Source organism: Pseudomonas sp. LARHCG127, from assembly GCF_052871455.1.
In genome coordinates this window covers 1-21,015 of the sequence record NZ_JBIXJT010000007.1, presented here as the reverse complement: position 1 = coordinate 21,015, position 21,015 = coordinate 1, and the positions used below count along the sequence as shown (strand labels likewise).

Below are 21,015 nucleotides of genomic sequence, written 5' to 3'. Positions count from 1 at the left end.
TCGCCACAAAAGCTCATCAGCCAATGACCTCTGACAAGCGTTCGCATGTCGGCTGTCCACAATTTCCCCTCCCCCCACGCCAACCACCGTCTAAGCTTCAAGCAAGTCCGATCAATCTGCTTAATGGATCAGTCGACTATGGGCGCTTTGTGGCAAACCGATTCGAATGAACCTGTGGTCCCGACTGAACGTATGGAAGAAGCGCCTTTACCTCAAGAAAAACGCCGCGCACGGCATGGCTGGCGGGCGTTCTGGTTGTTGTTGCTGATTATCGTCGTGGTGGTCGGCCTGGCGGCGGCCAAGGAAATGCGCACGTCGCGGTTTCAGGCCCGGGAGATCAGCAAGTACGCCGAATCCCTGAGCTATTCGGTGCAGCCGGGGCCCAGCGATGCCATTGCCTATCCGGGTGCAGGCCCGTTCGACCGGCGCTTGGGCTACAGCGCGCTGGGGGAGTTCCTGCCGCGGCTGCTCAAGCGCGACTACGTGATCCAGGCCCAGGCGAGGTTCTCGCCGGCCTTGATGGACTACGTCGAGAAAGGCCTGTTCGTGCCATATGTGGAAAAGATCCAGGCCGGGCTGACCATCACCGATTGCCGCGCCGCGCCGGTCTATCAGTTCAAGTACCCGCAGCAACTGTATGCAAGCTTCGAAGCGATCCCGCCCGTGGTGGTGCAGAGCCTGTTGTTCATCGAGAACCGTTTTCTGCTCGACCCCAAGCAACCCTTGGCCAACCCGGCCGTGGACTGGCCGCGCTTCGGCATGGCGGCCTGGTCGCAAGTCGCCAAGCTGTTGAGCCTGCCAGGGCAGTCCGCCGGCGGCAGCACCTTGGCGACACAACTGGAGAAGTACCGCCACTCGCCTGAAGGGCTGACCGTGTCCGGCGCGGAGAAGATCCGCCAGATGATTTCCGCCAGTGTGCGCGCCTACCAGGCCGGCCCGCAGACCCTCGAGGCGCGGCAGCGGATCATCCGCGACTACCTCAACAGCGTGCCGCTTTCTGCCGTGCCGGGGCATGGCGAGGTCCATGGCATGGCGGAAGGGCTGCGGGTCTGGTATGGCGCGGATTTCAAACGGGCCAACGAACGCTTGTTCAGCACCGCCACCGACCCCAAGAGCCTGGCGGAAAAAGGCCTGGCCCTGCGGGAAATGCTGTCGTTGATGATCGCCCAGCGGCGCCCGTCCCATTATCTTTCGAAGGGTCATGATGAACTGGCGCGCCTCACCGACAGCCACATCCGCCTGCTGGCCCAAAACGGCGTGATCGACGCCGCGTTGTCCGAGGCGGCCCTGGCCAGCAAGGTCAGCTACCGCGACTGGGTCCAGGACCCGACCGTCCAGCCCATCGAAACCAACAAGGGCATCAGTGCCGCCCGCAGTCGTATCGCCGCGCTGCTCAACCGCCCGCTGTACGACCTCGATCGCCTCGACCTCTCCGCCACCAGTACCTTGCAAAGCGATTTGCAGGCCCAGGCCACCGAGTACCTCAAGCGTTTGGCCGACCCGGCCTTCGCGACCGAGATCGGCCTGATGGGAGAACGCCTGCTGACCCCCACCAGCACCACGCAGGTGCGCTACAGCTTCACCTTGCTGGAACTGACCCCGGACGGCTCCCGGGTGCGGGTGCAGACCGACAGCACCGACCAACCCTTCGACATCAATGAAGGCAGCAAGCTGGAACTGGGCTCCACCGCCAAGTTGCGAGTGCTGACTACGTACTTGCAGATCATCGCCGAACTCCACGAGCGTTATGCCCAACAGACGCCGGCAGCCTTGAAGAAAACCGAGATCGCCGAGCAGGATCGCCTGTCCCGCTGGGCCGTGGACTACCTGATCGAAAACACCGACCGCAGCCTGCCGAAGATGCTCGAAGCGGCACTGGACCGCACCTATTCAGCCAGCCCCGGCGAGGCGTTTTTTACCGGCGGCGGGCTGCACACTTTTCATAATTTCCGCAAGGAAGACGACGGTCGCATCCCCACGCTGCGCGACTCCCTGCGCGAATCCATCAACCTGCCGTTCATTCGCCTGATGCGCGACCTGGTGCGCTACGCCACCTACGCCGGCCCCAACAACAGTTCCGAACTGCTCAAGGACGACAAGGATCCGCGCCGCCAGGAATACCTGGCCCAATTCGCCGATCGCGAAGGCACTTCGTTCCTGCTCAGGTTCTGGAAGAAATACCAGAAAAAGGACACCGGCCAGCGCCTCGAAACCTTCCTCGACGGCATGCGCCCTACCGCCATCCGCCTGGCCGCCGTGCACCGTTATTTCTTTCCCAACGACAGCCAGGAAAACTTCAATCGCTTCGTGCGTGCGCACTTGAAGTCAGCCAAGAGCGCCGAAAAGCTCACCGATGAGCGTCTCGAACGGCTCTACCAAAGCTATGGTCCCGGCGCCTATGACCTGCCGGATCAAGGCTTCATCGCCAAGGTCCATCCCTTGGATCTGTGGCTGATGGGCTACTTGTTGAACAACCCCGAGGCCAAGTTCAGCCAGATCGTCAAGGCCAGCCAGTTCGAGCGTCAGGAAGTCTACAGCTGGCTGTTCAAGAGCCGGCACAAGAGCGCCCGGGACAGTCGCATCCGTACCATGCTGGAGATCGAAGCCTTCCTGGATATCCACCAGCGCTGGCAGCAAGTCGGTTACCCCTTTGACCACCTCGTGCCTTCGTTGGCCACCGCGATCGGCAGCAGCGGCGACCGCCCCGCCGCACTCGCCGAGCTGGTGGGCACCATTCTCAACGACGGCGTCCGCCAGCCGGCGCTGCGCGTCGACAGCTTGCAGTTCGCCGTCGACACGCCCTATGAAACGCGACTGGTCAACAACCCGGACAGCGGCAAGCGCGTGATGCCGGTCGAGGTTGCGCGGGCGTTACGCGGTGCATTGTCGCAAGTGGTGGATGCCGGCACCGCGAAACGGGTGGCCGGCAGCTTCAAATTGGCCGATGGCACGCCACTGGCCATGGGCGGCAAGACGGGCACCGGCGACAACCGCATCGAAGCCGTGGGTTCCGGTGGCCGGGTGATCAGCTCCAAATCCATCAACCGCACCGCGACGTTCGTGTTCTATATCGGCGACAACCATTTCGGCACGCTCACCGCTTACGTACCCGGCGTGTCGGCGCAGAACTTCAAGTTCACCTCGGCCTTGCCGGTGCAGGTGCTCAAGGGCATGGCGCCGTTTCTCTCGCCCTACCTGCAACCGGGCACGCATACCCAGTGCCAGCCGTTGGTGACGAGCCGTTAGGCCAGGCCTCCGCCATTGAGCCACGGCCTACGGCGCAATAGCATCGAAAACCATGTGCACAGTGCCGTGGTACTGGCCGGACGGATAACCGCCGGCCGGCTTGATGGCGGCGATTTCCAGATCCACGATCTTGCCAATAGTACCCGCGTCGGCGGCTGACACCACTTCCCTGGACTCGAGGTTCAACTCCACATTGTTGAACTTTACCCGTAGGTCGATGCGCTCGCGACCGTCGGACAGGTAGGCCAGCTCCCCAAGGCGGGCGCCAATGGCACCGTTGGCATTCTTTACACGATAAGGAGCCCGCAACGGTCCTAACGCTCCGGTGTTTGAATTGTAGGGTAGCCTCTGTTCCACGAAGGTCAGGCTCGGATCGACCGGCCACACATGGAATCGATCCGACGGGGGGACGAAGGAAACTTCAAAGGTTTCCCGTTCAACCGCGCCCCAAGCCATGAAACTCGAGATCATCAAAAAAATGCAAAGGGTCGGACGTGCCAATGTCTTGGACATAATGATTACCTGTAGCGAACGACGGCGAGCCATTAGCCCTTGAACTCGATTTCTTTCTTTTGCTCACCCTCGACCAAGGTGAAGCGGTATTCACGCCCCGGCTGCTTGTCGATGGAAAAGGTCCGCCCGGCCATGACGTGATGCTTGGTGCTCGGCTCGCAGTCGTTCGCTTTCAGGACCGAACAGTTCTTTAACTCGTCGATCACCACCACACTATTGCCGTTATTACGCAACGAATAGCGACTGTCGGTGCTATCGATGACGGTCTCGAAACGGGTGTCCTTGGGGCGAACGAAAAACACCGTGCCGTAGCCGGCCAAGACCTTGACACCAGCCTCCATGCGTTCTTTCTTGTATGCCTCGCGCTCCTCGGCGCTGACGGCGAACTCGTCCTCGTCCTCGGGCACCACCGGCACGAAGCGCAACCTGAAGTAGCGTTCCTTGCTCCGATCGCCCATGAACAGCAAGCGGGTGCCCTGCACGCCGTTGGCCGGCACGATCAGGCGCGCCGGGCTCGCCATCAGACCATCGCGGGCGATGACACCGGCCTGATTCTCAACGGGCACTTCTTGAAAGCTGCCGTCGTCGTTGTAAATAATCTCCAAGACACTGACCTTGACGAACGCGGTAGAGGTCCCGCCATTGAACACCCGCTTCATGTAGGTGCTCTTGTCACCTTGGAGGTAGTCATACACCACTCCGACACTGATCTGCGGCCCGGCCAGAGCCATGCCGCTAAACATAGACAGCCCGATCCATACCCATAAATGCTTCATCACGTCTTTACCTTATGTATTAAATGCAACTCACGGACACTGCCAGCTGGCGGGCCATTCAAACCTCTGAATTCCAAATCACCGTGACGGTGCCGATATTGGTGCCGTCGTAACGCAAAGATCTATTGGGGGATGCCTCGAAATGTAGGGTTGCGGGTTGGCGATCGATATATTTGAGTGGGCGAAAATCGTTGGTGAAGGCTGTCCCTGGTGCAAGCCAGACGTGATTGGCCGGATACTCAGCTCCATCGTGTACCCACACAGTGCCAGGTAACGTCACATAGAGATCCAACTGAGTCCATGCGTTGTTCACGGTGTTCGATAAACCGCACTCGCCTTGGAGGCCGGTGCATTCAAGGGTTATCGAGAAAGGCGAAGACGTCGAGATATAGAACAGCTGATCCTGGTACAGCTTCGGCGTAGATCCGCCAATCCAGGTTGACCAGCCCCCTCTAGGCGCCAGATCGATCCGGTTTCCTCCCGGCGGCACTTCAATCTTGAGAATATGTTCGACATCCAGCGTGAAATTGAGTGTGAGCACCGGATCATTGGGGATCACAACATCACCGAAATCGAAATCCTGGCCCGGCCCTACGCTAAGCGTCAGCGAACCCTGGTAGCGGCCGCCGGCCATTCCGATGGGTTTGGGCGTGCGCAACTCGTAGGCAAAGCTCATGCCGTCGTAGGACAGACGAGAAATCTGATACTGAGACCGCTTGGTACAGACGCCTTCTGTTGGCGTCCCCCAGAAAAATCCCTGGGGCGACAGGTTGTTATTGCTACCGGTACATGGCGAGGGTGCTTGCCAAAAAGGAGAACCAAAAATCATTGGCCTGGCGGCTGGCTCATCGACGCCGCCACCGACGATTTCGCTCGCACGAGGGGTAAGCCCAATGCTCCCGCCGATCCCGACCACGCGAAACTCAAGCGTCTCGGTACGGCCCGTACCGGTATGGGTGACCTGCACCTTACGCCAACTGGCCGGGGCTTTAAGCATCACACCTTGCCGGACGTCTTCATGATTGGCTTGGACAGGCCCGCCTGCCGCCCCCACGGCCCAACTCAGGCTGGCGATCCCCGCCGACTCGCAGTAGGCGGGAAATTGCGCGCAATACCCGCTGTTTCGCGTGGTATTGACGAATGTGTTCTCGCGGGGTTTCGAGCTATCGGCCTTGAAGCGCGCGGTGATATCCAGCGTGGCGGCATTGACAGCCGGCAAGCCGGCCAACCAGGCCACCGCAGCCGCGCCGCTTGCCAGTCTCCTTAAAAACTTCATCTATACAACCTCATGCATCAAAGCGAATCGTTGCGAGCCATCGCCGGAAAAGCGCAATCCCGGCATTCAAGCGGCTCATGAAGGCCGTTTGGCCGCGCCGGCATCGGTAATCGTGGTATCGGCCAAGGTGTCTGGCGTACAACGCAAGTCACCGATCAACAACACATCCTCCTCGTGGCCGGCGCTGTCCGGATCGAGACGGAACTGGCAGAGCAACTGGTTGCCGTAACGCACTTCCAGCGTTGGCGAGCCGGCATTCATTTCCATGGAGAAGAACCCGTCCACCTCGCTGACCCCGCGACTGGCGTGGTTGATCACGTGATGGCCCTTGAGCGGTTGCCCCTGTTCGTCCAGCAGGCGACCTAGCACGGTCACGGTTTTCATCACGCTGATCCGGCGGTAGTCCACCCCGCCCTTGTTCAGGTGATAACGGGTGCGCGACGGCGCGATGTTCGCCGCCGGTGGATGCACGCCATCGAAGTCGAAGGTGACCATGCTGTTCTGATAGGCGGTGATCGGCACGAAGTTACGGCCCGGATGCAACACGGTGCTGCCACCGGTCAAGTCGTCGGCGCGCAGGACGACATCCTCCAGGTCGGTTTCCACGTCGACGATCATCCCCGCGCCGCGCCCCTGGGGCTCGCCAGTGAACGCGGCCTTGCTGCCGCCGACGGCCACCGTGCTGCTCAGGTTCAAGCCGCCGGCCAGGTTGTCGTTATAGGACGAGCGCTGGACAAAACCGTCGCCATAGAGAGCGTCGGTCTGGAAACTGGCGAGGCCGGACAGGCCCACGCCATAGGTGTCGGCCAGCACCGTGCCGGAGACACTCTGCAAGACGTGGTCCTCCAGGCTGCGCCGATAGGACAGCGAGGCATTGTTGTCCCGCTCGCCATCGCGCGAAGTGCGGGTGCCTACGCTGCCCGACCAATACTCGCCCCGTCCACCCAGCGCAACGCTGACACTCAGGTCCAGACCACGATTACGTTTGTCGCCGGTGCTCGACGTACCGGGGCGGTCGAACACCGACAGGCGCCAGTTGGCGTCGCTGCCGCGCAGCTTGCCGCGCTGGGTCCAGCCCAAGTCCAGGCCCGTGCCCTGGACATTGCCTTCGCTGTAAGCGAGCCGGCCATTGAGGGAGGTCTTGTTGCTCAGGCGATGATTAACCGACAGCGACGAATTGCTGGTCTGGCCGATGAACACATTGCGCTGGCGGATGCGGGTGCCGTCGGGCAAGGTCTCGTAGGTGTTGCGGGTGTCCAGCCAACTGCGGTTGTGGCTGGCGACCACGCTGCCATTGCCGTAACTGTACAAACCCTGCACATCCATCCCGGTGCCGTACTGCTGGGTCTGATAGACATTGGCGTACAGGCTGGTACTGCTGCCCAGCGTCCAATCCACCGAAGTGCCGACTTGCAATTTGTCCTGCACCTGGCGCGTAGAGGCGCCCAGGATCACCCGGGGATGGAGCAGGTAATTGACCCCGAGTCCCGCGGTATTGAAACCCGAGGGCTGGTCTTCCCAGTTGCTCCACAACCGGGTTTCGCGTCCGGCGAACAGGTTGTAGCGCCAGCGATCCTCGACGTTGGTCCAGTTGTTGGGCTTGTAGACCAGCTCCTGGCTGGTGGCGGTGGTTTGCCCGTCCTCGACCAGCCGGACTTCCACTTCATAGATGCCGCCGGGCAACGACCGGGTGTCGAGGCTCTGCAAACCGGCGCTGACCGCTTGGGTGTTGATCAACAGGCCGTTGCGATAAATCTCCACCGCCGCCTGACGACTGGCGGTGACATAAATGGGGTAGACACTGGGCTTGGGATTGTCGATGGCCAGGCTGTCGGAGCTGCCATACATCACGCCCAGCGCGGTGTCGGGGTTGGCGCCGAACGCGCGAATCTGGCGATTCAAGCCATCGGAGCCGGGGGTGAAATACCCCAGGCGAAAAAAACTGCCTTCCAGCTCGCGCTGGGTGTAAAGCTCGTGGACGGCGTGGTACAGCTTGTCGTCCGGGCCGCCAAGGCGAGACAGCTGGAGGTCGAGCGATTGGCTCCAGTTTCCGAGGCTGGAACTGGCGTTGAGACCATAACGCCCGCCGGTGTCCTGTTCCTGGCCGCCATTGATATTGAGTTGGTTATTGAAGATCAGGCCGAAGCTACCGTCTTGCGGTTGATCATGATAACGCTTGGTTTCGCTGGTTCGCTCCACGTCCCGGGTGAGGATCGAGACCAAGGAGTTTTCAAGGCTGTAATGCACGGCGAGCAACCCTGACGCGCAGTTGGCTTCGCATGCGCCCAGCGGCTGCCCTCGCTTGAGCAATTGCTCCCATTGATCACGCTCGACGGGTTTTATCAGGCTGTCCTGGGTGTCGGTGAATTCGAGCAGGGTGACCCGATCATCCCGGGTCAAGACCACCATGGCTTCACCGAGATAGTGTTGATTGAGTTCAACACGAACCGCCAAGGGCACGTCAAAGAAGTGCGATTCGAACTCCGCCGGCAGTCCCTTGGCCTGGGATAACAGACTTGTCGGCGTCGTACCGGGGGCAGTCGGCGCGGCCAATGCGTTCGCGCACAACAATAGCGCGAGCGCACCCGCGATGGGTGTCATCGAAAACATCAACGGACTCTCATAATCAGCGAGTGATCAGGGCGTTTCAGGTACAGGCCGGTCGGTTGGGGAGGACCGGCCGGCCTGCGGTCATGCCATGGAATGGATGAGTTCCATCAGGCAATCGATGGCATCACGGGCGAGGTACCGCGTCGAAGATGACCGTCATGTCAGCGACATACCGGCCAGTCTGGTTGGCCAAGGGCTTGGCCGCGGTGATCACCATGTCAGCGGTGGTACCCGGGGTCGACGATGCGTCGTCCACCACTTCTTGAGACGTGGCGGTCAACGTGACGCCGTTGAAGGTGGTGGTCAGGCCAATGCTGTCGCTGCCATTGGAGAGCGACTTCGGACCGCCGTCGATGTAGGCATTGACCGAACCGTCGGTGTTCTTCACGTCGAAAACCTGTCGCAACGGAGTCAAGGTGCTGCTAGTCGGGTTGTAGCCCATGTATTCGTCCCTACCGAAGTCCGGGTTGCGCGGCAGGACGCGGAACGAATCGGTCGGGATGTCCGCAGTGATATGGATGGACGAGCGTGCATCATCAGCAGCGAATGCCCACGACGAACTCAGCGCGGCGGCGGTCAGGGAGGCAGCGGTTACGAATTGCTTAAGCATGTTGTTAACACCTGTTCTTAGCGTAAATAGAAGGTTGGGCTTGCAGACCAAGAGCAACTTGGCCCGCCTCTCCAACGCCGAGCATGATCGGCTTTCTTCCGCTAAAAAAAAGCAGGCAACTTCCTATAGCCTTGTAGTAACTCCAGCATACGCAAGAGCGAAAAATACGCCGTTATTTATAAAACTTAAGTTCCGCTGTCAGAAACTGCCCACATTTTAAGTTTTCACCATTTTCATCATTGGAAATCCATGCCGCCGCCCCGCAAACATTGAGCTTTGATGTAAGGTCCGCTCCCGCCGCCCAACTAACCTCCGACGAAAACAAGATATATCTCAGCTCGCAAAAACCTCAAGCAAAAAGATATATCTTTTATTGGAGATATATCTGGGTGCTTTTTCTATATGCAGAACGGAGACAGCATATGAACGTCCTTTATTCCCAACCCGACTCTTGCTCCAAACGTGAACACGACGGTTTCGAACGACGCCCTACTGGTTCGCGAGGCAGCAAGGCCCCCCGGGTGTTCGCCCCTGGCGATTTAAAAGTATTATTGCTCGCGCTGATTGCCGAACAGCCCTGCCATGGCTATGACCTGATCCGCCGGATCGAGAACCTGTTCGATGGCGCCTACAGCCCCAGCCCGGGCGTGATCTACCCGACCCTGACGTTTCTGGAAATGAACGCCTTGGTCAGCTGCAGCGTCGAAAATGGAAAAAAAAGCTACAGCGTGACCGATGCCGGACGTCTATCACTGAAGAACCAGGCCGAAGCGCTGGATGAAGTGCACTCGCGCATCGAAATCAGCAAGCGCACATTGCGCGGCCATGACCGCCCCCCGGAAATCCATGAAGCGGTGTATAACCTGCGGCATGCATTGCAAATGCACCATGGCCGTTGGAGCCCTGACGAAATCCTGCGGGTGCGCGACCTGCTCAACGACACCGCCAAAGCCATTGTCGACGGCCCTGGCCGTCCAACCGTTTCGGAGTAGAAGCATGACTGGAGTCGATCCAAACACCATCCACCGCGTCAACCACGAGATCAAACGTCGCCGCCTGCAAGTGCTGCGGGTGGTCGACCTGACACCGCGTATGCGCCGCATCACCGTCGGCGGTCCGGAACTGGCCGGGTTCGCCAGCCTGGGCACGGACGACCATGTGAAACTGCTGTTCCCGCAGAACGCCGAGGAACAGGCCGCCCTGGATAATTTCAACCCCAGCGCGGGCAAGGCCCAAGGCCCGATGCCCGAGATGCGCGACTACACGCCGCGCCGCTATGACCTGGACACCTTGGAGCTGGACATCGACTTCGTGCTCCACGGCGACGGCCCTGCTTCGACTTGGGCCGCCCAGGCCACGCCCGGTCAATACCTCAACATTGCCGGGCCACGGGGATCGATGATCGTGCCGGACATTTTCGACAGCTACCTGCTGGTCGGCGACGAAACCGCCCTGCCGGCCATCGCCCGCCGCCTCGAAGGGCTGGCGCCCAACCGGCGTGCGCTGGTGGTGGTGGAGGTGGAAAACGGCGCCGAGCAGCAAATCCTCCAGAGCCCGGCGCAGGTGCACGTGATCTGGGTACTGCGCGAGGGCCGCCAGGACAACCTGCTGCGCACCGTGCAACAGTTGGACATGCCTGGCGGCAAGCTGTACGCCTGGGTCGCGACCGAGAGCAAGGTGTCGCGGCAGATTCGCAAGGTGTTGCTGGAAGAGAAAGGGTTGGATCAGGATTTTGTGAAGGCGGTGGGGTATTGGAAGCTGGATGACAGTGAGGAAGATTGAGGGACTGGCGGTACCTGAAGTACCCTCCCTACACTGACGCCGCCAACACCTGTGGCGAGGGAGCTTGCTCCCGCTGGGCTGCGCAGCAGCCCCCAAAGCAGTCATCTCGACTATCTGATCCACCGAGTTGTCAGGTTTTGGGGCTGCTTCGCAGCCCAGCGGGAGCAAGCTCCCTCGCCACAGGGGGCTTCGTTGCCCTTGAGGGTTTCACCGACATTCCATCCCCACCAGGTACCCCGCCCCATGCTTTTCCTGCTCGCCTACATCAGCAGCGTCGTGCTGATCAACTTCGCGTTTTCCGCCGCGCCGCACCTGGACATCATCTGGTCGGCCTGGGGCGGACTGGTGTTTATCCTGCGGGACATGGTGCAGACCCGTTTCGGCCATGGCGCCATCGTGGCGATGCTGGCGGCGCTGGTGTTGTCCTATGTGACATCGGACCCGACCATCGCCCTGGCCAGCGCCACGGCGTTCGCGGTGTCCGAGTGCATCGACTGGCTGGTGTTCACGATCACCAAGCGCCCGCTCCATGACCGGTTGTGGATCAGTTCAGCCCTGAGCATTCCCCTGGATACATTCATTTTCTTCGGCCTGATCGATGCCCTGACGCCCGCCGTGGTGATCACCGCCCTGCTCTCGAAATTCGCCGGGGTCACCGCCGTCTGGCTGATCATGGCCTGGCGTCTGCGCAAACAGGCCGTCGCCGGCTGACGCGGTTCATGTAAAATGCCGCGCTTTCTCCCCATGGGAAGCTCGCCCGGCGCGTGCCCCCGATGATCCGCTCCTGTTTGAGGACCTTCAGATGACCCGTATCGGAACCCCATTGTCGCCCACCGCGACCCGCGTTTTGTTGTGTGGCAGCGGTGAGCTGGGTAAGGAAGTGGTGATCGAACTGCAGCGCCTGGGCGTCGAAGTGATTGCCGTGGATCGCTACGCCAACGCGCCGGCCATGCAAGTGGCCCACCGCAGCCATGTGATCAACATGCTCGACGGCGCGGCCCTGCGTGCGGTCATCGAAGCCGAGAAGCCGCATTTCATCGTGCCGGAAATCGAAGCCATCGCCACCGCCACCCTGGTGGAGCTGGAAGCGGAAGGTTTCACGGTGATTCCTACGGCTCGCGCCGCGCAACTGACCATGAACCGCGAGGGCATCCGTCGCCTGGCCGCCGAAGAGCTGGGCCTGCCCACCTCGCCGTATTTTTTCGCCGACACCGTGGAGGACTACCGCAAGGCCGTCGAGACCCTGGGTTTCCCGTGTGTGGTCAAGCCGGTGATGAGTTCCTCGGGCAAGGGCCAGAGCCTGCTGCGCAGCACTGATGACGTGCAGAAAGCCTGGGACTATGCCCAGGAAGGCGGCCGTGCCGGCAAGGGCCGGGTGATCATCGAAGGTTTTATTGACTTCGACTACGAAATCACCTTGCTCACCGTGCGTCACGTCGGCGGTACCACGTTCTGTGCACCGGTCGGCCACCGTCAGGAAAAAGGCGACTATCAGGAATCCTGGCAGCCCCAGGCCATGAGCCCGGTGGCCCTGGCCGAATCCGAGCGCGTCGCCAAGGCGGTGACCGAAGCCCTGGGTGGTCGCGGCCTGTTTGGCGTCGAGCTGTTCATCAAGGGTGACCAGGTGTGGTTCAGCGAAGTCTCGCCACGCCCGCACGACACCGGCCTGGTGACGCTGATTTCCCAAGACCTGTCGCAGTTCGCCTTGCATGCCCGCGCCATTCTCGGTTTGCCGATTCCGCTGATCCGCCAGTTCGGCCCGTCGGCGTCGTCGGTGATCCTGGTGGAAGGTCAATCGACCCAGACCGCCTTCGCCAACCTGGGCGTGGCCCTGAGCGAACCGGACACCGCCCTGCGCTTGTTCGGCAAGCCGGAAGTCAACGGCCAGCGCCGCCTGGGCGTGGCCCTGGCCCGCGATGAATCCATCGAAGCCGCCCGCGCCAAGGCGACCCGGGCTTCCCAGGCCGTGAAAATCGAACTGTAAAGCCCAGGGCTGAGTTCAAGTCCTAGGCTGAGCACGATCCCCTGTGGCGAGGGAGCTTGCTCCCGCTGGATGCGTCAGCATCCCCTGCGGTGGGATGGCTGGCAAAGCAGGGGGCCGCTTCGCAGCCCAGCGGGAGCAAGCTCCCTCGCCACAAAAGCTCAGAAGCTCAGAAGCTCGGAGGCCTGGGTTCACAGAGACTCCGCGCTGCTAAAAAAAGGCGACACCCGCAAGGGTGTCGCCTTTTTCATGAGCGCTGCTTGGGCTTAATCCGGCAGCTTGTAGGCAATCACATGATCACCCTGCTTGGTGCCCAGGGAACCGTGGCCGCCGGCAACGACCAGCACGTATTGCTTGCCGTCCTTGCCGGTGTAGGTCATCGGCGTGGTCTGGGCGCCAGCGGGCAGGCGGCCTTCCCACAACTGCTTGCCGTTTTTCACGTCGTAGGCACGCAGGTACTGGTCCAGCGTACCGCTGAGGAACGCCAGGCCGCTGGCGGTGGTGAACGTGCCACCCAGGCTCGGGACGCCCATGCTCAGCGGGATCGGAACCGGCGAGCTGTCGCGCACGGTGCCGTTCTTGTGCTTCCACAGGGTCTTGTTGTTGGTCAGGTCCACGGCCGCGACATAACCCCACGCAGGCGCCTGGCACGGCAGGCCCATGGGCGAGAGCAGCGCTTCGAGGATCACGCCATAGGGCGCGCCCTTGTTCGGCTGCACGCCTTCGGTTTCGCTCTTGCGACCCGGGCCACCGGCCACTTCGGCCGCCGGCACCAGTTTCGACTTGAACGCCATGTAGCTCGGGTTGACGAAAGCGATCTGGCGCACCGGGTCGACCGAAATGCCGCCCCAGTCGAACACGCCGAAGTTACCCGGATAGACGATCGAGCCTTGCAGCGACGGCGGCGTGAACATGCCGTCGTAACGCAAGGACTTGAAGTCGATCCGGCACAGCATCTGGTCGAACGGGGTCACGCCCCACATGTCGCGTTCCTGAAGGACCGGCGGCACGAAGTTCAGGTCGGACATCGGCTGGGTCGGCGAGGTGAAGTCGCCTTCCACCGCGCCTTGCGGCACCGGGATCTCCTTGATCGGCACGATCGGCTGGCCGTTGCTGCGGTCCAGCACGTAAATGCTGCCCTGCTTGGTCGACGCCAGGACGGCCGGTTTCACGCCCTCGGCGGTCTTCAGGTCCATCAGGGTCGGTTGACCGCCGACGTCCATGTCCCACAGGTCGTGGTGGGTGAACTGGAAGTACCAGCGCACCTTGCCGGTGGCGATGTCCAGGGCGGTCAGGCCGGCGGCGTATTTCTCCGATTCCGGTGTGCGGAATCCGCCGAACTGGTCGGGGGTCTGGTTGCCCATCGGCAGGTAGAGCATGCCGAGTTTTTCATCGACGCTGAACATGGACCACATATTCGGCGAGTTGCGGGTGTAGGTCTTGCCTTCGGCAATCGGCGTCGTGTCGTCGGGGTTGCCGCTGTCCCAGTTCCACACCAGCTTGCCGGTGTGCACGTCGTAGGCACGGATGACACCGCTTGGTTCGTCGGTGGAAACGTTATCGGTGACGTGACCGCCGATCACCACCAGGTTTTGGGTGACCGCCGGTGGCGACGTGGAGTAGTAACCACCGGCCGTGAAACCGCCGATGTTGGCGGTCAGGTCGACCTGGCCCTTGTCGCCGAAGTCTTCGCACATTTTACCGGTGTCGGCATTGAGGGCGATCAGGCGGGTGTCGGCGGTCGGCAGGAAGATCCGCCGTGGGCACACGGTGCTGGCCGGCGTGGTGCTGGCGGTGCCGGTCGGGCTCTGCTCGGCGGAGGCGTACGCGGCGTCATCGTGGTAGGTCACGCCACGGCAGGTCATGTGGGCCCAACCCTTGAAGTTTTCCGCTTTTTGCGTGGAAAGCTTCGGATCGAAACGCCAGATTTCCTTGCCGGTCTCAGGCTCCAGGGCAATCACCTGGCTGTGAGGCGTGCACACGTAGAGCATGCCGTTGACCTTTAGCGGGGTGTTTTCGGCGGTGGTTTCACCCGGGTCGTTCGGCCCTGGCAGGTCGCCGGTGCGATAGGACCAGGCTTCCTTCAACTTGCCGACGTTCTCAGGGGTGATCTGCGCCAGCGGCGAATAGCGGTCGCCATGGGCACTGCGCCCGTAGGAGTTCCAGTCGCCGTCCGGCATGGCCGGTGCGGTGTTGGCCATGCCCGGCACGCTGTCACGGTCCAGTTGGCCCTTGATCTCCCCCGGGTTGGTGAACTGGCTGGCGAGCGCGGCGATACCGGCGATGACCACGGCGGCACCCAATGCGCGGGTGCCCATGGCCGAGGCATCGGCGGCCAACAGCGGGCGACGGAACCACGGCAGCAACATGACGATGCCCAAGGCAAACAGCATCGCCAGGCGCGGCACCAGTTGCCACCAATCCAGGCCCACTTCCCAGAGTGCCCACACGGTGCTGGCGAACAGCACCAGCGCGTACAGGCCCAGGGCCGCGCGACGGGCCATGATCAGCAACACGCCGGTCAGCGCCAGGCCGATACCAGCCAGCAGGTAATACAGCGAGCCGCCGAGCGTGCTCAGCTTGATTCCTCCGGCCAGCAGGGCCAGGCCCATCAATAGAAGCAGAATGCCGAGCAAGCTCGGTAGCAGACGGCTTCGACTCAAAGCACCCTCAGTGCTCATAGTGTGATTCTCCGTGTCGTTTTGAAGAGTCCCGCGCAAGTAGTCACTTTAGATGACGATCTTGAGGGGCCATGGTTCAGTTGGAAAAAGGCAAATTCGGTTGCCGCGATCCCTGTGGGAGCGAGCTTGCTCGCGATGACGGCGGGTCTGTCGGCTTCAATGTTGAATGTGCAATGGCTATCGCGAGCAAGCTCGCTCCCACAGGAACCCATTGAGACAGCGCTGTCTTTCAGGATCTGAACATTGAGCATTGTTTTGATCTTTCAGCAGGGAATGAGCTGTACCGCAGAGGCTCTGGCACCAGAAGAAGCGTTTCAGCAAGCGGCGCAAGGATAATGTCCAGTTACAAATAGAGAAAGCGCTTTTATTGACATGAATCATTTCGGATTCAGTAACAGTGCGCCTGGCTCGGGAGGTCACGATGAAGGCTATGCTTTCCACCACAAGGGCACCTCGGCTAAGGTGCGCGGCTTTACCCTTTTTCCCGCGAAGGCCCCCGATGACCGAACCCAACAACAACCCGCTGCACGGCGTGACGCTGGAGCAGATCCTCAATGCCCTCGTACAGCATTACGAATGGTCCGGCCTGGCTGAACGCATCGATATCCGCTGCTTCAAGAGCGACCCGAGCATCAAGTCTAGCCTGACCTTCTTGCGCAAGACGCCTTGGGCGCGGGAGAAAGTCGAGCGCCTGTACATCAAGTTGATGCGCACCAAACGGCCGGTCTGAATAGCCGTGGGGCTTGTGAAAGGTCCTCACCTCACCCTGCGACAGCGCTTCGTGTCGGTGGCGGCGCTGCTGGCCTGGGCGGGGTTGAGCATCCAGCTGTATCTGATTCTGCTGGGCCGCTGGGAACTGGGCGCGAGCCTGCTGGGCGGGTTGGTGAGTTTCTTCAGCTTCTTTACAGTGCTGACCAACCTGTTGGTGGCGGTGGTGCTGACCTGGGAGCTGACCCCGCGCCCCTCCCCGGCCCGACGCTGGTTCCTCAGGCCCAGCGTACGCAGCGGCATCGCCGTGAGCATCGCCCTGGTCAGCCTGGCCTACAACCTGTTGCTGCGCCATCTCTGGCAACCCGAAGGCTGGCAATTCGTGGCCGATGAATTACTGCATGACGTGGTGCCGTTGCTGTACATCGCCTATTGGTGGCGGTGCGTGCCCAAAGGCAGCTTGCGCCTGGGCCACATCGGGCTATGGATGATCTACCCCCTGGTCTATTTCGCTTATGTCCTGCTGCGCGGGGATTTGCTGGCGGCCTACCCCTACCCTTTCATCGACGTGGCGAGCCTGGGTTATCCACAGGTGTTCATCAATGCCGGGGGGATATTGGCGGGGTTTGTCGGGATTGCGCTGGGGGTGGTGGGGGTGGATCGGTGGTTAGGCATCAAGGAAAAACCCTCACCCCCTGTGGGAGCGTGCTTGCTCGCGATAGCGGTGGATCAGCTTGAGGCATTGTTGAATGTGCCGCCGCCATCGCGAGCAAGCTCGCTCCCACAGGGGTTTGTGTTCACAAGTGGATATCACCGCCTCGCCGGCAACATCCACACCAACCCACTGGCCTTGGCCCGTTCATGACACAACGCCAAAACCGCGCGCCGCTCCTCGTTGTCCATCCGGCTCCAACGGGTAATCTCGGCCACGGTGCGCTGGCAGCCGGTGCAGATGTCGTCATCGTCCAGCGCGCAGATATTCACGCAGGGCGACGGCACCGGGCGCTCAATGGCGCTCATGGTTCCTGCTCGACCAGGTCGCGGGCGTAGCGCTGGGCGTTGTGCACATAGTGCGCCGCGCTGGCCACGAGCATGTTCTTCTGGGCCTCGGTCAATTCGCGCACCACTTTGCCGGGCGAGCCCATCACCAGCGAGCCGTCGGGAATCTCCTTGTTCTCGCCGATCAGCGCGTTGGCGCCGATGATGCAGTGCTTGCCGATCTTCGCGCCGTTGAGGATCACCGCGTTGATGCCGATAAGGCTGTAGTCGCCTACCGTACAGCCATGGAGCATGGCGTTGTGGCCAATGGTCACGCCGGTGCCGATGGTCAGTGGATAACCCATGTCGGTGTGCATCACCGTGCCGTCCTGCACATTGCTGTCCTTGCCGATCAGGATCAGTTCGTTGTCACCGCGCAGCACGGCGTTGAACCAGACATTGGCGCCCTCTTCGAGGCGGACCTTGCCCACCAGCGTGGCGTTGGGCGCGACCCAGCTCTGTGGATGGGTTTCGACACGGGCATCGCCCAGGCGGTATTTCATGGGAATCCTCGGGGGCATCAGGTATTGATGAAACTCTTTGGCGGGGTATGCAGGTCGATATCGGCGTCGTACAGCAGGTTGACCAACTCGACGATCATGATCGCTGTCAGCCCCCAGATCTTGTAACCCTCGAAACGATAGCTGGGCACGTACCAGCTGCGGCCCTGGTAGTCGATGCGGTGGGTGTGCTCGCGCGGATCCTTGCGGAAAAACTCCAGCGGCACGCTGAACACTGCGGCGATCTCGGCGTCGTTGGCTTGGTATTCGACGTAATCCGGGATCACGCCGACGTAAGGCGTGACCTTGATTCCGTGCAACGAAATCAGTGGACTGAGGGGGCCGATCACCTCCACCAGGCCGGGGGGCAGGCCGATTTCCTCTTCCGCTTCGCGCAGGGCGGTGAAAATCAGGTCGGGGTCTTCCGGGTCTCGACGTCCGCCGGGGAACGCCACTTCGCCGCCGTGGGTCGACAGACCGCTGGCGCGCAGGGTCAGTACCAGCTCCGGCTCATCACTGCGAGTGATCGGCACCAGCACCGCCGCTTCAGGGAAACGCCGATCGGTCTCCAGATCGCGCGGCGTGTGGTTGGTTACTCGATGCAGTAGCTCGTCCAGCATGAGACTTCTCGATTTATTCGCTGCCTAGCATCATGCACCAATCACGCAAGCGGCCCAAGCCCCGGACCGCGTCATGTCGCGAAACGACAACTTGCCGATACCGCCCCGTACACGCCAAGATAGGCGCAGCCTCCAGGAATCCAAGCATGAAATTCTGCAGCCAGTGCGGTAACCCGGTGACCCAGCGCATACCCGAGGGCGACTCGCGACTGCGCTTTGTCTGTGACACTTGCCATACCATCCATTATCAGAACCCCAATATCGTTGCCGGATGTGTACCGACTTGGGGCAGCAAGGTCCTGTTGTGCCGACGCGCCATCGAGCCACGGCGCGGTTATTGGACACTGCCAGCGGGCTTCATGGAGAACGGCGAAACTGTCGAGCAGGCCGCGGTGCGCGAAACCGCCGAGGAAGCCTGCGCCCGGGTGCGTAACCTGAGCATCTATACGCTGATCGACGTCCCGCATATCAGCCAAGTCCATGTATTCTTCCGGGCCGAGCTGGTGGACGAGGATTTCGCCGCCGGGCCCGAAAGCCTGGAAGTGAAGCTGTTCGAAGAGGCCGACATTCCCTGGGACGAGCTGGCTTTCCGCACAGTGGGCCGTACCCTAGAATACTTCTACGCTGATCGGCGAGCCGAAGACTATCCGGTGCGATCCGAGTCGATACCGCCGCTGGCCCAGCCTGCCAATACTTGAAAATCCAATATAGCCGCGACACCTCTAGGGATATCGTTTCAATGCGCTGGTTGCTTGTCCTGTTCTGCTTGTCGTTTACCGCTGTGTCCCAAGCCGCTGCCGTGGGAACCTACAATGGCAAGGTCATCGAGAAAGTGCTGGTGCTAAAGTCCGCCCATCAATTGCAATTGATCAACGACGGCAAGCCCCTCAAGACCTATCGCATCTCCCTGGGCAAGGGCGCCAAGAAAGGCCCCAAGTTGATCGAGGGCGACAAGCGTACCCCCGAGGGTTTCTACTGGATCGACTGGCGCAAGATCAGTGACCGGTTCTATTTGTCGATGCACATCTCCTACCCCAACATCAGCGACGCCGCCCGCGCCCGTCGCGAGGGCGTTGAACCGGGCGGCATGATCATGATTCATGGCACCCCGGATTCGGAAGAGAACCCCGAGCAGTTGTTCCACACCCTGGACTGGACCGACGGCTGCATCGCCATGCGCAATGTGGACATGCGTGAGGTGTGGAACCTGGTGCCGGATGGGACGATGATCGAGATTCGCCCGTAGCCCCCACTTTCTTTTGGTGAGAAGCTTCTGTGGATAGGGCGTTTCTGTGGCGAGGGAGCTTGCTCCCGCTGGGTTGCGAAGCAACCCCAAAGCAGTCAACTCGATCTGCCTGACACACCGCGCTGTCAGGTTTCAGGGCCGCTTCGCAGCCCAGCGGGAGCAAGCTCCCTCGCCACAGGGTTCGATGTCGATTGGCATATTTGTCAACGACACGAAACCACTGTGGGAGCGAGTCTGCTCCGAGCGGCGATCAGACGATGAGGCCGGCAACTACGGCATCAAGTCCGAAGCTCAACCCGGTCCAAGGCCTTGTTCGCCAGCAACGTCCCCAGTTCGATCATTTGCGCCACCCCCGACGCCACATGCCGCCGTGAACCGTCCAAATCAAACATGAGGTCGCTAAGCACTGCATTGGCCGAGGCCAGGGTTTCGCTGAGGTTGGCTAGCAGGGTTTCGGTGTCAACGCTGTCCGATACGGTGAACAACTGCACCGAGGGTTGGGGTTCTGGTTCGCTGTCGTCGGGTTTGAGGTAATGATCCATCGCGCGGTCGGCGGCTTCTTTCAGCTTGTCGGGAGCGTAGTCGCCGTAGGGGAAGGTGGAGGCGGGTTTTGGCATGTCAGAATTATTTTTCAATTGAAGCTCCTTAAATTAATGGAGCCCAGGACAAAACGTCCGGGCCTGTTGCCCCTTGATTTCTTCGGACGGTCAAACCCGGTCGCTGAATTGGCAGCGACACCCAGAGGCTAGAGCCCTCGCTTCCGAGGGACAACCTTAAAAACATGTCGGAAACTTCGGGGCGTCTGACAGACCGTCCACTTGATCATGGATGTTTCAGACAAAATTCCAGATAGGCTTTTTTGGATTGAATTGGGTACATATCCATTGCTGCGGTAACGGCCACTTAGGGTTCCGCCCTGACGGCGGGTCACTTTTGAGAAGCGCAAAAGTAACCAAAACGCTCCTGCCCCACCACTTGGCACCTCGCCTAGGCTCGGTGTGCCCTCACTCCGGCATTGCTCCGTGGGCCGCCGCGAAGGGCCATCCATGGCCCAGCGCGGCTAACCCGGCATCCATGCCGGGTTGCCCACTGCGCAATACCTGCGTTCGGCCAGCGTGGTTAACGGGGCGTCCGAGATCAACGTCCTCCCGAGGCGGCCTGATAGCCGACCTGGCTCTGGGTGGGACCGCGTTTATCCTGTGGGAGCCGGCGAGCTTGCTCGCGATGACGGTAGCCAATCCAAATCTGTGTGACTGAAGTACCGCTATCGCGAGCAAGCTCGCTCCCACACTGGATCGTCAGCAGACACAAAATTCATGTGCACCCAGTCCCCCCTGTGGGAGCGAGCCTGCTCGCGATGAGGCCGGCACATCCAACATCTTCATTGACAGAGCCACCGCTATCGCGAGCAGGCTCGCTCCCACAGTG

General features: G+C 61.0%; 18 protein-coding genes and 1 pseudogene. 9 read left to right on the top strand and 10 right to left on the bottom strand.

The annotated features are described in order from the left end of the window. Positions 1–138: 138 nt before the first annotated feature. Positions 139–3,246, top strand: coding sequence for a transglycosylase domain-containing protein (locus tag ACIPQ1_RS13465; protein WP_446534280.1), 3,108 nt, complete (start codon positions 139–141; stop codon positions 3,244–3,246). Positions 3,247–3,273: 27 nt separating this feature from the next. Here the strand turns inward: ACIPQ1_RS13465 and ACIPQ1_RS13460 are convergent, their stop codons facing one another. The 5 genes from ACIPQ1_RS13460 to ACIPQ1_RS13440 all read right to left on the bottom strand — a co-directional run bounded on the left by ACIPQ1_RS13460 (position 3,274) and on the right by ACIPQ1_RS13440 (position 9,031). Next, the gene (locus ACIPQ1_RS13460; protein ID WP_411385525.1) at positions 3,274–3,759 is read right to left on the bottom strand and encodes a CS1 type fimbrial major subunit; all 486 of its coding nucleotides are present in this window, start codon (positions 3,757–3,759) and stop codon (positions 3,274–3,276) included. Between the two features lie 32 nt (positions 3,760–3,791). Further along, positions 3,792–4,535 carry a molecular chaperone gene (locus ACIPQ1_RS13455; protein WP_411385526.1) on the bottom strand — a complete coding sequence of 248 codons (744 nt, stop codon included), beginning with the start codon at positions 4,533–4,535 and terminating at the stop codon, positions 3,792–3,794. Between the two features lie 58 nt (positions 4,536–4,593). Next, entirely contained in the window at positions 4,594–5,811 is a 1,218-nt protein-coding gene (locus ACIPQ1_RS13450) for a hypothetical protein (RefSeq protein WP_250962449.1), read from the bottom strand. 75 nt (positions 5,812–5,886) lie between these two features. Continuing rightward, positions 5,887–8,421, bottom strand: coding sequence for a CS1-pili formation C-terminal domain-containing protein (locus ACIPQ1_RS13445; protein WP_446534279.1), 2,535 nt, complete (start codon positions 8,419–8,421; stop codon positions 5,887–5,889). A 124-nt stretch (positions 8,422–8,545) separates the two neighbouring features. Then, the gene (locus ACIPQ1_RS13440; RefSeq protein WP_446534278.1) at positions 8,546–9,031 is read right to left on the bottom strand and encodes a CS1 type fimbrial major subunit; all 486 of its coding nucleotides are present in this window, start codon (positions 9,029–9,031) and stop codon (positions 8,546–8,548) included. Positions 9,032–9,453: 422 nt separating this feature from the next. Here ACIPQ1_RS13440 and ACIPQ1_RS13435 point away from each other — a divergent pair, with 422 nt between their 5' ends. The 4 genes from ACIPQ1_RS13435 to purT all read left to right on the top strand — a co-directional run bounded on the left by ACIPQ1_RS13435 (position 9,454) and on the right by purT (position 12,797). Beyond that, positions 9,454–10,023: a PadR family transcriptional regulator gene (locus tag ACIPQ1_RS13435; protein ID WP_250962446.1), complete on the top strand. Its 570-nt coding sequence runs from the start codon at positions 9,454–9,456 to the stop codon at positions 10,021–10,023. 4 nt (positions 10,024–10,027) lie between these two features. After that, entirely contained in the window at positions 10,028–10,813 is a 786-nt protein-coding gene (locus ACIPQ1_RS13430) for a siderophore-interacting protein (protein ID WP_250962445.1), read from the top strand. Between the two features lie 243 nt (positions 10,814–11,056). Further along, complete coding sequence (locus ACIPQ1_RS13425) at positions 11,057–11,524, top strand: preQ0 transporter (RefSeq protein ID WP_186709959.1); 468 nt, start codon at positions 11,057–11,059, stop codon at positions 11,522–11,524. 91 nt (positions 11,525–11,615) lie between these two features. Further along, positions 11,616–12,797 carry a formate-dependent phosphoribosylglycinamide formyltransferase gene (gene purT / locus ACIPQ1_RS13420; protein ID WP_103308456.1) on the top strand — a complete coding sequence of 394 codons (1,182 nt, stop codon included), beginning with the start codon at positions 11,616–11,618 and terminating at the stop codon, positions 12,795–12,797. A 263-nt stretch (positions 12,798–13,060) separates the two neighbouring features. Here purT and ACIPQ1_RS13415 read toward each other — a convergent pair whose 3' ends face one another. Then, complete coding sequence (locus ACIPQ1_RS13415) at positions 13,061–15,475, bottom strand: glucose/quinate/shikimate family membrane-bound PQQ-dependent dehydrogenase (protein ID WP_446534277.1); 2,415 nt, start codon at positions 15,473–15,475, stop codon at positions 13,061–13,063. 499 nt (positions 15,476–15,974) lie between these two features. On the opposite strand from ACIPQ1_RS13415, the gene ACIPQ1_RS13410 reads away from it, so the two are divergent. Both ACIPQ1_RS13410 and ACIPQ1_RS13405 read left to right on the top strand, forming a co-directional pair. Next, a complete protein-coding gene (locus tag ACIPQ1_RS13410; protein WP_003205228.1) occupies positions 15,975–16,205 on the top strand; it encodes a VF530 family protein in 231 nt (76 codons plus the stop codon). Between the two features lie 15 nt (positions 16,206–16,220). Further along, positions 16,221–16,856: pseudogene (locus tag ACIPQ1_RS13405) on the top strand (Pr6Pr family membrane protein); the annotation flags it as partial. 137 nt (positions 16,857–16,993) lie between these two features. On the opposite strand, the gene ACIPQ1_RS13400 reads toward ACIPQ1_RS13405, so the two are convergent. From ACIPQ1_RS13400 to ACIPQ1_RS13390, 3 genes are read right to left on the bottom strand one after another with little or no spacing between them, the layout of a single operon-like run. Then, on the bottom strand, positions 16,994–17,203 hold the full coding sequence (locus ACIPQ1_RS13400) for a DUF1289 domain-containing protein (protein WP_411385531.1): 210 nt from the start codon (positions 17,201–17,203) through the stop codon (positions 16,994–16,996). Beyond that, entirely contained in the window at positions 17,200–17,724 is a 525-nt protein-coding gene (locus ACIPQ1_RS13395) for a gamma carbonic anhydrase family protein (RefSeq protein WP_250966038.1), read from the bottom strand. Before ACIPQ1_RS13395 ends, ACIPQ1_RS13400 begins: the two co-directional genes overlap by 4 nt. A 17-nt stretch (positions 17,725–17,741) precedes the next feature. Then, positions 17,742–18,341 (bottom strand): CoA pyrophosphatase, encoded by a 600-nt coding sequence (locus tag ACIPQ1_RS13390; protein ID WP_250966037.1) that lies wholly within the window; start codon positions 18,339–18,341, stop codon positions 17,742–17,744. A gap of 146 nt (positions 18,342–18,487) precedes the next feature. Here ACIPQ1_RS13390 and ACIPQ1_RS13385 point away from each other — a divergent pair, with 146 nt between their 5' ends. Together ACIPQ1_RS13385 and ACIPQ1_RS13380 are read left to right on the top strand one after the other, a co-directional pair. Continuing rightward, the gene (locus ACIPQ1_RS13385; protein WP_092205380.1) at positions 18,488–19,039 is read left to right on the top strand and encodes an NUDIX hydrolase; all 552 of its coding nucleotides are present in this window, start codon (positions 18,488–18,490) and stop codon (positions 19,037–19,039) included. A 41-nt stretch (positions 19,040–19,080) separates the two neighbouring features. After that, complete coding sequence (locus ACIPQ1_RS13380) at positions 19,081–19,587, top strand: L,D-transpeptidase family protein (protein WP_250966036.1); 507 nt, start codon at positions 19,081–19,083, stop codon at positions 19,585–19,587. Between the two features lie 278 nt (positions 19,588–19,865). Here ACIPQ1_RS13380 and ACIPQ1_RS13375 read toward each other — a convergent pair whose 3' ends face one another. Further along, the gene (locus ACIPQ1_RS13375; protein ID WP_446534368.1) at positions 19,866–20,204 is read right to left on the bottom strand and encodes a DUF6124 family protein; all 339 of its coding nucleotides are present in this window, start codon (positions 20,202–20,204) and stop codon (positions 19,866–19,868) included. Positions 20,205–21,015 lie beyond the last annotated feature (811 nt).

Coding starts and splice junctions, on each gene's coding strand:
- ACIPQ1_RS13440 (WP_446534278.1), bottom strand. CDS start 9,031: ATGCTTAAGCAATTCGTAACCGCTGCCTCCCTGACCGCCGCCGCGCTG.
- ACIPQ1_RS13430 (WP_250962445.1), top strand. CDS start 10,028: ATGACTGGAGTCGATCCAAACACCATCCACCGCGTCAACCACGAGATC.
- ACIPQ1_RS13415 (WP_446534277.1), bottom strand. CDS start 15,475: ATGAGCACTGAGGGTGCTTTGAGTCGAAGCCGTCTGCTACCGAGCTTG.
- ACIPQ1_RS13400 (WP_411385531.1), bottom strand. CDS start 17,203: ATGAGCGCCATTGAGCGCCCGGTGCCGTCGCCCTGCGTGAATATCTGC.
- ACIPQ1_RS13455 (WP_411385526.1), bottom strand. CDS start 4,535: ATGAAGCATTTATGGGTATGGATCGGGCTGTCTATGTTTAGCGGCATG.
- ACIPQ1_RS13410 (WP_003205228.1), top strand. CDS start 15,975: ATGACCGAACCCAACAACAACCCGCTGCACGGCGTGACGCTGGAGCAG.
- ACIPQ1_RS13465 (WP_446534280.1), top strand. CDS start 139: ATGGGCGCTTTGTGGCAAACCGATTCGAATGAACCTGTGGTCCCGACT.
- ACIPQ1_RS13450 (WP_250962449.1), bottom strand. CDS start 5,811: ATGAAGTTTTTAAGGAGACTGGCAAGCGGCGCGGCTGCGGTGGCCTGG.
- ACIPQ1_RS13390 (WP_250966037.1), bottom strand. CDS start 18,341: ATGCTGGACGAGCTACTGCATCGAGTAACCAACCACACGCCGCGCGAT.
- ACIPQ1_RS13395 (WP_250966038.1), bottom strand. CDS start 17,724: ATGAAATACCGCCTGGGCGATGCCCGTGTCGAAACCCATCCACAGAGC.
- ACIPQ1_RS13375 (WP_446534368.1), bottom strand. CDS start 20,204: ATGCCAAAACCCGCCTCCACCTTCCCCTACGGCGACTACGCTCCCGAC.
- purT (WP_103308456.1), top strand. CDS start 11,616: ATGACCCGTATCGGAACCCCATTGTCGCCCACCGCGACCCGCGTTTTG.
- ACIPQ1_RS13385 (WP_092205380.1), top strand. CDS start 18,488: ATGAAATTCTGCAGCCAGTGCGGTAACCCGGTGACCCAGCGCATACCC.
- ACIPQ1_RS13380 (WP_250966036.1), top strand. CDS start 19,081: ATGCGCTGGTTGCTTGTCCTGTTCTGCTTGTCGTTTACCGCTGTGTCC.
- ACIPQ1_RS13445 (WP_446534279.1), bottom strand. CDS start 8,421: ATGTTTTCGATGACACCCATCGCGGGTGCGCTCGCGCTATTGTTGTGC.
- ACIPQ1_RS13460 (WP_411385525.1), bottom strand. CDS start 3,759: ATGTCCAAGACATTGGCACGTCCGACCCTTTGCATTTTTTTGATGATC.
- ACIPQ1_RS13425 (WP_186709959.1), top strand. CDS start 11,057: ATGCTTTTCCTGCTCGCCTACATCAGCAGCGTCGTGCTGATCAACTTC.
- ACIPQ1_RS13435 (WP_250962446.1), top strand. CDS start 9,454: ATGAACGTCCTTTATTCCCAACCCGACTCTTGCTCCAAACGTGAACAC.